The sequence below is a fragment of the Acinetobacter sp. P8-3-8 genome (assembly GCF_000214135.1).
In the GTDB taxonomy this organism is placed as follows: domain Bacteria; phylum Pseudomonadota; class Gammaproteobacteria; order Pseudomonadales; family Moraxellaceae; genus Acinetobacter.
In genome coordinates this window covers 49,265-62,339 of record NZ_AFIE01000005.1, presented here as the reverse complement: position 1 = coordinate 62,339, position 13,075 = coordinate 49,265, and the positions used below count along the sequence as shown (strand labels likewise).

13 protein-coding genes are annotated in these 13,075 nt (G+C 37.3%); 10 read left to right on the top strand and 3 right to left on the bottom strand.

Annotation, left to right across the window (positions count from 1 at the left end; genetic code table 11):
• Positions 1-30 precede the first annotated feature (30 nt).
• The 4 genes from GGG_RS0104055 (at position 31) to GGG_RS0104040 (ending at position 4,522) form a co-directional block, all read left to right on the top strand.
• Entirely contained in the window at positions 31-408 is a 378-nt protein-coding gene (locus GGG_RS0104055) for a MerR family transcriptional regulator (protein WP_010112488.1), read from the top strand.
• Positions 409-609: 201 nt separating this feature from the next.
• The gene (locus tag GGG_RS0104050) at positions 610-1,203 is read left to right on the top strand and encodes a 5-formyltetrahydrofolate cyclo-ligase (protein WP_010112487.1); all 594 of its coding nucleotides are present in this window, start codon (positions 610-612) and stop codon (positions 1,201-1,203) included.
• A 294-nt stretch (positions 1,204-1,497) separates the two neighbouring features.
• Positions 1,498-3,927 carry an endopeptidase La gene (lon, locus tag GGG_RS0104045; RefSeq protein ID WP_010112484.1) on the top strand — a complete coding sequence of 810 codons (2,430 nt, stop codon included), beginning with the start codon at positions 1,498-1,500 and terminating at the stop codon, positions 3,925-3,927.
• 217 nt (positions 3,928-4,144) lie between these two features.
• The gene (locus tag GGG_RS0104040; RefSeq protein ID WP_010112482.1) at positions 4,145-4,522 is read left to right on the top strand and encodes a VOC family protein; all 378 of its coding nucleotides are present in this window, start codon (positions 4,145-4,147) and stop codon (positions 4,520-4,522) included.
• Positions 4,523-4,822: 300 nt separating this feature from the next.
• On the opposite strand, the gene GGG_RS0104035 is transcribed toward GGG_RS0104040, so the two are convergent.
• On the bottom strand, positions 4,823-5,740 hold the full coding sequence (locus GGG_RS0104035) for a M28 family peptidase (protein WP_171057653.1): 918 nt from the start codon (positions 5,738-5,740) through the stop codon (positions 4,823-4,825).
• 168 nt (positions 5,741-5,908) lie between these two features.
• Here GGG_RS0104035 and rlmH point away from each other — a divergent pair, with 168 nt between their 5' ends.
• From rlmH to GGG_RS0104020, 3 genes are all read left to right on the top strand, one after another.
• Positions 5,909-6,391, top strand: coding sequence for a 23S rRNA (pseudouridine(1915)-N(3))-methyltransferase RlmH (gene rlmH, locus GGG_RS0104030; protein WP_010112479.1), 483 nt, complete (start codon positions 5,909-5,911; stop codon positions 6,389-6,391).
• Positions 6,392-6,713: 322 nt separating this feature from the next.
• Positions 6,714-7,490 carry a dioxygenase gene (locus tag GGG_RS0104025; protein ID WP_010112477.1) on the top strand — a complete coding sequence of 259 codons (777 nt, stop codon included), beginning with the start codon at positions 6,714-6,716 and terminating at the stop codon, positions 7,488-7,490.
• A gap of 197 nt (positions 7,491-7,687) precedes the next feature.
• On the top strand, positions 7,688-8,467 hold the full coding sequence (locus GGG_RS0104020; RefSeq protein WP_010112474.1) for an META and DUF4377 domain-containing protein: 780 nt from the start codon (positions 7,688-7,690) through the stop codon (positions 8,465-8,467).
• 290 nt (positions 8,468-8,757) lie between these two features.
• Here GGG_RS0104020 and gdhA read toward each other — a convergent pair whose 3' ends face one another.
• The gene (gene gdhA / locus GGG_RS0104015) at positions 8,758-10,101 is read right to left on the bottom strand and encodes an NADP-specific glutamate dehydrogenase (RefSeq protein WP_010112473.1); all 1,344 of its coding nucleotides are present in this window, start codon (positions 10,099-10,101) and stop codon (positions 8,758-8,760) included.
• Between the two features lie 297 nt (positions 10,102-10,398).
• Between gdhA and GGG_RS0104010 the strand changes: the two genes are divergently transcribed.
• Both GGG_RS0104010 and nth read left to right on the top strand, forming a co-directional pair.
• On the top strand, positions 10,399-11,229 hold the full coding sequence (locus GGG_RS0104010) for an RnfABCDGE type electron transport complex subunit B (protein WP_264650119.1): 831 nt from the start codon (positions 10,399-10,401) through the stop codon (positions 11,227-11,229).
• 10 nt (positions 11,230-11,239) lie between these two features.
• Positions 11,240-11,917 carry an endonuclease III gene (gene nth / locus GGG_RS0104005; protein ID WP_010112469.1) on the top strand — a complete coding sequence of 226 codons (678 nt, stop codon included), beginning with the start codon at positions 11,240-11,242 and terminating at the stop codon, positions 11,915-11,917.
• Between the two features lie 12 nt (positions 11,918-11,929).
• Here the strand turns inward: nth and GGG_RS0104000 are convergent, their stop codons facing one another.
• Complete coding sequence (locus GGG_RS0104000) at positions 11,930-12,322, bottom strand: VOC family protein (protein ID WP_010112467.1); 393 nt, start codon at positions 12,320-12,322, stop codon at positions 11,930-11,932.
• A gap of 217 nt (positions 12,323-12,539) precedes the next feature.
• Between GGG_RS0104000 and GGG_RS0103995 the strand changes: the two genes are divergently transcribed.
• Complete coding sequence (locus GGG_RS0103995; protein WP_010112465.1) at positions 12,540-13,049, top strand: GNAT family N-acetyltransferase; 510 nt, start codon at positions 12,540-12,542, stop codon at positions 13,047-13,049.
• Positions 13,050-13,075: the final 26 nt, after the last annotated feature.

Genomic DNA, 13,075 nt, shown 5'->3' with positions numbered 1-13,075 from the left:
GTACAGAGTCAAGTCTTTTATGAGGTTTTTATGATCACCATTGGAAAACTTGCAAAACAATGTCACGTGAGTGTGGAAACGATTCGTTATTACCAACGGATTGGTTTACTACGTGTACCTGAAACCACATCAAGCTATCGTTATTACAATGAACAAGATGTTGAAACATTGAGTTTTATTCAGAAAGCCAAAGATGCGGGCTTACAATTGAGCGAAGTTCAAGAGTTATTAAACTTACAACTGAATGACCGTGAGCAAGTTCGCCATGTGATTCAACAACGCTTAGAGAAAATTGATCAACGTATTGGTGAGTTAGAATCGCTCAAAACTCGTTTAAGCACATGGATTGATGAATGTAAAACAACCACTGAAAATTGTTGTCCAATTCTCAAAGAATTAAAACAGTAAATGTTTAAAGTGAATATTAGAAATGCTCACCTATGCACTTTTTAATATTTTAAGGTGATTCAATTATTCTTTATTCTTATCATCAATGAGCACAAAGAACGCTAAGCAAGGTGCAGAAAAAACTAAATTTTTTTGAATTATTCTAAATTCTGCCCTTTGCTTTGATTACACTATAACCACTTAGTAGACTTCATTTTTGATATGACTCAGCAAACTGCTACTTTACGCCAAAGATTAAGAAAACAACGTCGAAGCCTCAATCGCTTTCAACAACGTGTTTTTGCAACGCAGTCCTTACACAAAATTTCTCGACTGGCTGAATTCCAATCTGCACAAAAAATCGGATTATATTTAGATGCTTTCGGTGAAATACAGACAAAAAAAATAATAGAACTATGCTTTGCACTGAATAAAAGTGTTTACTTGCCCATGATTTGCAACATGAACCATCACTTGGTTTGGGTAAAAATTTCACGAAATATTTATCGTAATAAACGTTTCAGCTTACACGCTTTGGGAATGCTTGAACCGATGGCAAGTCGTGGCATTCATGTGTCACATTTAGATTTGTTAATCATGCCCTTACTTGCCTGCGATCGTTATGGAACACGTATGGGAATGGGGGGTGGATTTTATGATCGAACATTGGCTTCAGCACCACACAAACCTTATCGTCTAGGCTTAGGGCATAATTTCCAATATTTAGATATTCACTTAGAGCGTCACACTTGGGATCAAGCTGTAGATGCTTTTATTTGCCCTGCTAAGACTTATCGTTTTAGAAGAAAACTGTAGTTAAAAAACTCAGTTTTCCAAGTGTATCCCTAACAATAAATCTTCTCTTTTAAATGGGAATATAGGCCTCATATTCCCCATACTGTATATTATTTTCCTTAAAAATATCGTCTGAGAATAGACTAATGAAAATAATTGCTCTGACAGTTTAGCCAATTCAACAATAAAGACCCAATATAGAATCAAGGACTTGCAAATAATTTCGCTTTTTATTCGGCAACGCCCTTGTAATTTTTAAAATAGCAATCACTATAAAAAACATGGCAACACCGTTGTCACTCATTAGGAGTGCCCATGTCTGAGATTATTATGAATCAAGAAAACTTAGAGCCACAGGTTCCAAGTGTATTACCGCTTTTAGCGTTACGTGATGTCGTGGTTTATCCGCACATGCAAATTGCGCTATTTGTAGGTCGTGAAAAATCGATCAATGCAGTTGATGTGGCTCGTAACAGTGACAATTTAGTATTTGTGGTTGCACAAAAAGATTCGCTTACAGAAGAAATTGATCACGACAACTTATATCAATACGGTACTGTCGCGAAGATCGTGCAAGTTGTGAATCACGAAAACGATGAAAACTGTATAAAAGTATTAATTGAAGGCTTACACCGTTCTAAGCTGGTTGAAATCATTGATAATGGTGAATACCTCTCTGCTGAACATGCATTAAGCCCGATGACTGTTGATGTCAATGCATCAACTCAAACAACACGTGTTGAAGAATTACGTGCGCTATTTGCACAATATGCAGAAGCAAAATTACGTAATGCACGTGAGTTGATTGCTGCGGCAAACAAAATAGATGATTTATTGCAATTGTTATTCTTTGTCGCAACTCGCGTTCCATTGAATATTGATGTAAAACAAAAATTCTTGGAACACGATGAGTTCGAAGCGCATCTGCAAGAGTTAATGACTTATTTGTTACAACAATCTGAAGAACAACAGATTGAGCAAACATTGCATGACTCTGTAAAACGCCAAATGGAGAAAAACCAACGCGAATACTTCCTCAATGAAAAGATGAAGGTGATTCAGCGTGAACTTTCTGACATGAATGGCGGTGCTGAAGATGATGTTGCAGAAATCGAAAAACGATTAGCTGAAGCTGATTTACCAGAACACGTTCGTAAAAAAGCTGAAAACGAATTCCGTAAACTGAAAGCAATGCAACCTGCATCAAGTGAAGCGGCTGTGGTTCGCAACTATGTTGAGGCGATTTTAGATACGCCTTGGAATAAAGCGAGCAAAGTCAGCATTAACTTGCCGAAAGCACAGGAAATTTTGGATACAGACCACTACGGTTTGGATGAAGTCAAAGAACGTATTGTTGAATACTTAGCTGTTCAATCACGTGTCAAAAAACTTCGTGGTCCAATTCTATGCTTAGTTGGTCCTCCAGGTGTGGGTAAAACCTCACTAGGTGAATCAATTGCCAAAGCCACAGGTCGTGAATTTGTTCGTATGGCTTTAGGTGGCGTACGTGACGAAGCCGAAATCCGTGGTCACCGTCGTACTTATATCGGTGCGATGCCAGGTAAAATTGTGCAGTCTTTGACAAAAGTTGGCGTGAAGAACCCACTGTTCTTACTCGACGAAATTGACAAAATGGCACAAGACTACCGTGGCGACCCTGCTTCTGCTTTGCTTGAAGTATTAGATCCATCACAAAACAGCAAATTCAACGATCACTATTTAGATCTTGATCTTGATTTGTCTGAAGTGATGTTCATCTGTACTGCAAACAGCATGAACATTCCAGAGGCGCTTTTAGACCGTATGGAAGTGATTCGTCTACCGGGTTATACCGAAGATGAGAAAGTCAATATTGCAGACCGTTACCTTGTTCCAAAAGCAATTAAGAACAATGGTTTACGTGCTAAAGAATTGACTGTTCATGAAGAAGCGATTCGTGACATTGTGCGTCGTTATACACGTGAAGCGGGTGTGCGTAACCTTGAACGTGAAGTGTCAAAAATTGCACGTAAAGTAGTGAAAGAATCTGTAAGTAAGAAAGCGAAAAATTTACATATTGATGTAACTGCTGAAAACTTACCAGAATACTTGGGTGCACATAAATTTGACTACGGCATGGCTGAAACTGAAGCTCAAATCGGTCGTGTAAATGGCTTGGCTTGGACTTCTGTCGGTGGCGAATTACTCACCATTGAAGTTGCAGCAGTCAAAGGTAAAGGTAAATTCATTACAACAGGTTCACTCGGTGACGTAATGAAAGAATCGATTACCGCTGCAATGACCGTTGTGCGTACACGTGCTGATGAATTGGGTATTGAAGCTTCTCGTTTTGAAGAAACTGACGTACACGTGCATTTACCTGAAGGTGCAACACCGAAAGATGGCCCATCTGCAGGTTTAGCATTGACCACTGCGCTTGTTTCAGCATTTACAGGTATTGCGATTCGTCCTGATATTGCAATGACAGGTGAAACCAGCTTAGGTGGCCGTGCAATGCGTATCGGCGGTTTAAAAGAGAAACTTTTAGCTGCACATCGCGGTGGTGTAAAACTGGTCTTTATCCCACAAGATAATGTACGCGATTTAGCTGAAATTCCACAAAACGTGAAAGATGGTTTAGAAATTAAAGCAGTGAAAAGTATCGATGAGATTCTTCCACTTGCATTGGTTGAACAACCTAAACCATTGGTTAAAGCACCAATTGTGAAAGCCGTTGACGATAGCAAAAAAGCTGCCCGTCATTAAGCTAGACTCATAAAACTTGATACAAAATTAAAGAGCGCTACGGCGCTCTTTTTTTCTTTATAAATCTGATAGATGACAAATATTCATATAAATAAAATCACATAATATGCCTTCACTTACAATATTCAAATTTTACTATTCATACTTTGCCACATAATAAAAAAGCTTCAATACAATACTGAAAAATCACCACATCAAAAACAAAAGGAATGTTCTCATGTCAAATCCAGTCTGTTGGTTCGAAATCTATGTCAATGATATGAATAGAGCCAAAAAATTCTATGAAACACTACTTCAGTTACAACTTACCCAACTGAGTGATCCCAATGATACGACAATAGAAATGTGGACCTTCCCTTCGGATATGCAGCAATATGGCGCAACGGGTTCATTGGTCAAAATGGATGGCATAGCTGCAGGTGGAAATAGCACCATCATTTATTTTAGTAGCGAAGACTGTGCCATTGAAGAAGCCAGAATTGAAACTGCTGGCGGAAAAATTCACCAAGCTAAAATGGCGATTGGTGAGCATGGTCATATCGTATTAGGCGTCGATACTGAAGGTAATGTTTTTGGTATTCATTCAATGAAATAATCAAACCAATACAATCGCTAATACAATTCAGTCAGTTCAGTAATTGATATAAAGTATTATTTTGATATTTCAAATTACTTGAAAATGTGTTTAAATTTTAATCACAATATTCATCAGGAACACTTGAATAATATTAAAACAACGCCATCTTAATATTAAACATGTAGCTGATTTATCGTTTTTAGTTGATTAACTTCTAAGCGATTCTCCAGACGATTAGAGGTTAAAACACAGTCTAAAACTTTTAAGACTGTGTTTTTTTATGTGCTGTGCAAACACATTTTAATTCACACATCGCACTTATTTATTCTTTTCTAAAAGTACATAAGCTAAACCATTGACCACTTCGGCCATTTTATTTAAATTCAGTTTCTCAACCGTATCATCCTTGGTGTGATAATGCTTATTTCTAAAAAAAGCAGTGTCCGTGATCATCATGGCTGGGATTTCAAAATTCCAATAATTCAAATGATCTGAAAAATCTACACCTTGCACAAAGGATGGAGCAATTAAGCGCTGACAATCCAATTGTCGAATTGCTTTCATCGAATCACAATAATTTTCACCTAAATCTCGTGAACTAAAATTACTGACTGCGCCGATAAAATTACCATGGTTAGGATAAAACAAAGCTAACCCTGATGGATATTCCTGTATAGGCTTATGATTAAAATAACCAATCATTTCTAAAATATATACCGCCTGAATCTGATCTTTTTGATTTAAAATCGATTTTGCATGAACATAACTGCCCATATTTTCTGTTCGGAAATACGGTGGTTCTTCTAAAGTATAAAATACGAAATCGACATTCTGCTTTAAACGTGTCTTATTGATTGCCAAAATACGTGCAGTTTCAATCACACCTGCGACACCCGAAGCATTATCATCCGCACCTTTAAAATTTCCGTACACATCATAATGTGCACCAATAATGACTTTCTGAGCATTCCCTGTCTGTAAATGGCAAATCACATTGCGATAGGTTTTACCTGCGACTTGGTAAGGTTGATATTCACAAGGAATTGCAAACTGTTCAACGCGTTGTTTGATATATGCCGCAACACGATCTAATTCTTGCGTATTCTGATAATTTCTAAACGCGTCTGGTGCAATAATATTGTCTAAATAATCCTTTAAACGATAAGCATCCGCCTGACGATAAATATTGCTATCTGCATCACTACTTATTGAAATACAGCTCATTAAAATAAACATGAGCCGTTTTAAAATCGTATTAAACACATCTTGAAATTGCATCGATGAACCCAATTTTGAATATTAGCCATATAATCGTTTGTTATTTAAAAAACTGTCCTTGTTCTCATCCTGAGAATAATCAATATAGCGTTATAATAGCCTATTGCCACGTTAGAAATTGTTAATATGAAAATCCGTATTCTTACCATTGGACAAAAAATGCCTGCTTGGGTACTTACAGGTTTTGAAGACTATTTCAAACGTATTCAACCTTTTGTACAGACTCAGATCCTTGAATTACCTATGGCAAAACGAGGTAAAAATGATTCAGAAGCAGATATTTTAAAATACCGCCAAATTGAAGGTGACAGCATACTGGCAGCGGTCAAACAAAATGAAGTCTTAATCGCACTTGAAGTGGGCGGTCGTGAATTCAGCACTGAAAAATTAGCTGAAACTATGAAAGGCTGGATGCTTGAAGGAAATGATGTGGTTTTAGCGATTGGTGGACCTGATGGGCACTCTGAAGCTGTGCGTAAAGCAGCCGCTTGGCATTGGTCCTTATCCAAACTCACCCTACCTCATCCTATGGTTCGCGTCATGCTGATTGAACAACTTTATCGAGCAATGAGTATTAACCATAATCATCCTTATCATCGGGCAGGTTAAGCATTGATTTAATCTGCACTACTGCAATTGATAGCTGATAGCAACGTTGCATAGATGCAACATTCTGTTGAAATAAACAGGCTTATATCATTGCTGAAACTTTGAAATGATTGTTGATAAGAAGATTGCTGATAGCAATTAAACATTTCGAATATCTCTGATTTTATGATGTTGAAAAATATGAGAGATATTGTTGTGATTAATTGTGAATGAATGATTCAAACTTCAATCAGTAATTGATTATTTTGAATAAGCAACTCAAAAGATTTAACTCAATTCAGATGAAATCCCGTTTTGCACACACTGTTTTAGGCGTATTGATATGAATTTACAAACACTCCCCGGTTTATTTATTTCACACGGCTCTCCTATGCTCGCACTTGATCCAGAACAAGTGGGGCCTGCATTGCATCGTTTAAGTTTAAACTTACCCAAACCGCAAGCCATTATTGTGATGTCTGCACATTGGGAAAGTAATGCGCTCGAAGTAAATACAGGTGTACGTCCTGAAACTTGGCATGATTTCAGAGGATTTCCGCCAGCACTTTACGAAATGCGTTACCCTGCTCCGGGTAATCCTGAGCTTGCAGAAGAAATTCTACATTTATTGGCAGAAGCACATATTCCTGCGCATGCGAATAGCACCCGCCCTCGTGATCATGGCGTTTGGATGCCGCTATTACACATGTATCCTGATGCTGATATTCCTGTGGTTGAAATTTCTCTACCTATGAATATGAATGCTGACGAAATCTATAAAATAGGGCAAACACTTGCGCCTTTACGTGAAAAACAAATTTTATTGATCGGTTCAGGCAGTATTACCCATAATTTAAGAGAATTGTCTTGGAATGGTGATAATAACAATGTCCCTGAATGGGCATCGACATTCCGAAATTATGTGGTGAATAAATTAACCCATAGCCAATATGATGCTGTTTTAGACTGGCAAGATATTCCCTATGTCGAAAGAAATCACCCAACGATTGAACACTTTGCCCCTTTATTTTTCTCAATGGGTACAGGGCCTCGCTTTAGTATTGTGCATAGTAGTTTTTCTATGGGTGCATTAGGCATGGACATCTATCGTTTTGACTAATGATATATAAATGATTTGCATGTGAATAATGATTTACATGTGAATAATCATTAAACAGATAGATAACACTGTGTTAATAATCGTTTAAGTTTTAGCTGAATGGATACATATTGAAACTGAATTTATAATATGTATCCACATCTTTTAAAGATGGATGCTTTATTCTATATCTAGGCTTTTTTAAACGTGATTAAAATATGAAATTCAAATATTTAGCTTTGGCAATTCTTCCATTAGCGCTTGCAGCATGTCAATCTGGGGATATTCAAAAATTAGGTGATACTACTGTGAAAGTATTACAACAACAAAGTAATGCCAATCAAACTTTAACTGCATATCAATGGTCTTATCAGCCTGCGGGAACGACAAAACCGATTGTATTAAACTTCGATGAACAACGTCTAAGCATCGCAACAGGCTGTAATACACAAGGTTCTTCTTGGAAGATTGAGAATGGTTTGCTTTCAGTAGGAAGCTTAATGAGCACTCAAATGATGTGTTCACCTGAACTGATGAAACAAGAACAAGCTTCAGCTGCGTTATTCCAAGATCGCAAAGTACCATTTGTACTCGACACAACTGATGTTGAAAAACCAACATTGACTATCGTTGCTCCAACAGGTGAAAAATTTATATTTACAGGTCAAATGACGGCTGAAACAAAATATCAATCGGAAGGTCAAACCATTTTCTTAGAAATCAGCCCTGAAACTAAAGAATGTTCAGCGGGTGTAATGAAGAAACAATGCTTGCTCGTTCGTGAAATTAAATATGCAGACAATGGGGTAAAAACCCAAGTTGATAAAGATTGGACATTCTTCTATGACGAGATCGATGGTTTCACACATCGTCCAAATGAACGTCAAGTGGTTCGTATTAAACGCTATGAAATCAAGAATCCTGCTGCTGACCAGTCTAAATATGCTTATGTACAAGATATGATTATTGAACGTGAATCTGTAAAAGGAACGCTTTAAGTTCATTCTTTATATTCACCGAATGTAATGAAAGTGCTTTTTATTATTAGCTTAGTACAGTATTGCTATCATGTTTGGCGACATGGATGTCGCCGTTAGGTGGAGGTACAGGACGTACCTCTCACCTAACTAAGGATTTTTGTAACTTTTGATCCTTCAAAAGTTAGAAATACCTACGCAAATCAATCTAAACTTTTCAATGTATTATGTGGTAGTGAATATCTTTATCATTATATTCACCACTACCTTTTGCAGAATAGTATAAATTCAGCAAACTTTGATCATATAAATTAAAATACACCCTGAGCGAGCATTGCATCTGCAACTTTTACAAAGCCTGCGATATTTGCCCCATTGACATAATTTACAGTGCCATCTTCCTGAGTTCCATATTTCACACAGTTACGATGAATTTCTTTCATAATCGCATGTAAGCGTTCATCAACTTCTTCAAATGTCCAACCCAAACGAATCGCATTTTGAGACATCTCAAGACCAGACGTTGCAACACCACCTGCATTCGATGCTTTCCCGGGTGCGTAAAGAATCTTCGCTTCAACAAACTTTTCAACCGCATCCAGTGTAGAAGGCATATTTGCACCTTCAGCTACACAAATCGTGCCATTCGCTAAAAGTATTGCGGCATCATCTGCATCTAATTCATTCTGAGTAGCGCAAGGTAATGCGATATCACACTTGATTGACCAAGGACGTTGTCCTTCCAAATACTCAAAACCATGCTTAGAAGCAAACTCAGAAATACGACCACGTTTTACGTTTTTGAGTTCCATCACTTCTGCAAGTAATTCATTGGTAAAGCCATTTTTCAGATAAACCGTACCATTCGAATCTGAAAGTGAAACCACTTTCGCCCCCAAATACATGGCTTTTTCTGCGGCAAATTGAGCGACATTACCTGAACCTGAAATAGTCACAATTTTGTCTTTAAAGCTTTCACCACGTGTTTTTAGCATTTCTTCAGCAAAGTAAACTGTGCCAAAACCTGTTGCTTCAGGACGTGCCAAAGAACCACCAAACGACAAACCCTTGCCTGTAAATACACAAGAAGTGTCATTGCTGAGTTTCTTCATCATACCCGCCATATATCCAACTTCACGGCCACCTACACCAATATCGCCCGCAGGAATATCCGTATTTGAGCCTAAATGACGATATAGCTCTATCACTAAAGCTTGGCAGAAACGCATGATTTCACCTTCAGATTTACCTTTTGGGTCAAAATCTGAACCACCTTTACCACCGCCCATAGGCAAGGTCGTCAAAGCATTCTTAAACGTTTGCTCAAAGCCTAAAAACTTTAAAATAGACAGATTCACTGATGGATGAAAACGCATTCCCCCTTTAAATGGACCAATCGCAGCATTGAATTGAACACGAAATGCACGGTTAACCTGTGTTTTACCTTGATCATCGACCCAAGCAACACGGAACTGAATCACTCGTTCAGGCTCAACCAATCGTTCCAGTAAACCATGTTCAGCATACGCTGGATGCTTCTCGATGAATGGCCACAAACTGGTCATTACTTCTTCTACAGCTTGCAGAAACTCAGGTTGATTTGGATCACGTGCTTTAACGTAATTTAAGAAGTCATTTAGGTTAGTATATTTCAACGCACAATCCTCAGAAAAGGTGGATCAAAACTGGGCAATAATTTTAAAAAGATACATTTTGGCGCAAAGTATTTAATCCCTTTTATTCAAGATTCACAACATTTTTTCAATATTTTTAAAATAATATTTATTTTCAATAAAATAATTTTAGAAATCATAACTTTTAGTATATTTATTTAGTCTATTTTTTAATGATTAATCGCATATTATCGCATTATTTTAGATCATTTTTAGCTCTATTTTAGGTCAATAAAATACAATAAAAATATGTTAAAATGAGCAAAATATCCTTCTTTGATCTCCCTTTTAGGCTCAGCAAATTTTTATCTGATGAATTCGCAAATTTCTCTCATCCAGCAAGTTGATGCACTTCTTCCTCAAACTCAATGTGGTCTCTGTGGTCATCGGGATGGCTGTCTTCCTTATGCGCAGTCTATTGTTCTTGGTGAGGATGCCAATAAGTGTGTTCCTGGTGGTCAACCCGTTGCTGATGCGCTTGCAGAACTACTCAACCGTGCGAAACTAACTGCGGAAGAAAGTGTATGGCCAATACAGATGGATGGGCGACCACAGCGTATGAAAGCAGTCATTCGAGAAGATGAGTGCATTGGTTGCACCAAGTGCATAAGCGCATGCCCAGTGGATGCGATTATAGGTTCTGGTAAATTAATGCACACGGTACTGACTGACTTATGTACAGGCTGTGAATTATGTATTCCGCCTTGCCCAGTCGATTGCATTGATCTTATTGAAGATATTCAACCTATACCCAATGAAGAGCATCGTGTTTTAGAACAGAATGATTTAAGAAATCGCTACTATGCGCATATTCAACGTGAGGAAAAACAACGAATTCATCGTAAAGGGCCAGTAGTACGTGCTGAAATTGATACACAATTATTTGCGCAATTTTCTACACAAGTCCAAGCTGTTCCATCTATAGAAATCAGTCAAAAAATAACTGAAACTCCCCCCCCGATTGATGCTAAAACCACCATCGAATTGGCAAAACTTCGTACTCAAATTAAAAAACTTGAAAAACAATTGTCTGTCCGAGCAGATGATAAAAAATTAGCGCAATTGAATGAATTGCAACAACAATTAACGACGCTACAGAATCGTCATTGAGGAGAATGTTGTGGCTGTTAAAAATATGACAAAAAAACAGATTCAAACTTTTTTTGAAATTTTACGTGAACAACGTCCCCATCCTGAAACTGAGTTGAATTATTCCTCGCCCTTCGAGCTATTGGTAGCAGTCACTCTTTCAGCTCAAGCAACGGATTTAAGTGTCAATAAAGCAACCGATAAACTCTTTCCAGTAGCGAATACTCCTGAAAAAATTTATGCACTGGGTGTGGATGGCCTGAAAGAATATATAAAAACCATTGGTTTATATAATTCTAAAGCTGAAAATGTGATCAAAGCCTGTAAAATTCTCATTGAAAAGCACCAGAGCCAAGTGCCTGATAATCGTGCTGATTTAGAGGCTTTACCCGGTGTAGGACGTAAAACTGCCAATGTGGTACTCAATACGGCATTTGGTCAACCGACTATGGCTGTAGACACCCATATCTTCCGTGTGGGGAATCGTACAGGTTTAGCTGTTGGTAAGAATGTTTTAGAAGTTGAAGATCGCCTCATTAAGGTGATTCCAAAAGAATTTATTTTAGATTCACATCATTGGTTAATTTTACATGGACGTTATTGCTGTATTGCACGTAAACCTAAATGCGCTGAATGTGTGGTTTCGCATGTATGTAATTGGCCTGATCGACATGAGTTTGGGGCGGTGAGAGAAATTAAGTTAAAATGAGCTATCGATTGATTAACATTGATCATGACATACTATACAAAGCTTATTCCCATCTAAATCTCTGAAATAAGCGCCATAATAATTCTCGTGATATTCAGGTCTAAGTCCTGGTTTACCTTCAGACTTTGAGCCTAAACTAATCGCAAGGGCATAAATTTCATCTACTTTTTTACGTGACTGTGCTGTAAATGCTACCATTTGCCCATTACCCTGCAAATGGAGTTCCTGATTGTATGGTTTTTTAATAATAAAAAGCGGTCGAGGTTCTGGTGATGATTGCCACCCAGCCCAAGACTTCTCTAGTTCAATGAATCGATTCTTAATGTGTAATGCATCCATGATTGGCATATAAAATTTTAAAGCACGCTCGAAGTCTGTCACACCTACAATGATATGGGAAAACATATACACCTTATTGAATTATTAATAGTTTCTGAATTTTTATTGAGTGGTAATGAATCAAAAATCCATTTAAACAAAATAGATTCTTAATTTAACACTTTTACTTCTTACAATGATTCAATAATCATAATTTGTAACTAAACTGGCCATTTTCTATTTCCAGAAAAACAATAATTTTATAAGATACAATTTGATGAAAGTGACAATTTAAAAAACAGAAATGACAAAAATAAATATTCGACGACTCAATATCGATGATGCAAATGACTTCAGAACAATTCGACTTTCAGGACTTAAGCATAATCCTGAAATGTTCGGCTCGACCTATGCAGTTGAATCACAAAGACCCTTAGCGTTATTCGCAGAACGCATTGAAAGAAGCGTTATTGTTGGGGCTTTTCATAAAAATCAAATTGTTGGTGTCATTATTTTCCTTCAAGAAACAGGCTTAAAAAATGCACACAAGGCAAATATCTATGGCTTTTATATTGAACCACAATTTAGAGGCCAAGGCATCGCAACACAACTTTTACAAACTGTTCTGAGCTATGCACAAGATTGTGTTGAACAAATTATGCTTTCGGTCGTATCAACCAATGATCTCGCCATCCAGCTCTATAAAAAGCATGGATTTCAAATCTATGGGACGGAACCACGTGCAATGAAAAGTGAAATAGGTTATCAAGATGAAATTTTAATGGTCTTGTTCTTAAATAAAGACGCACATTAATTTGCGTCTTTATTTCACACATCATT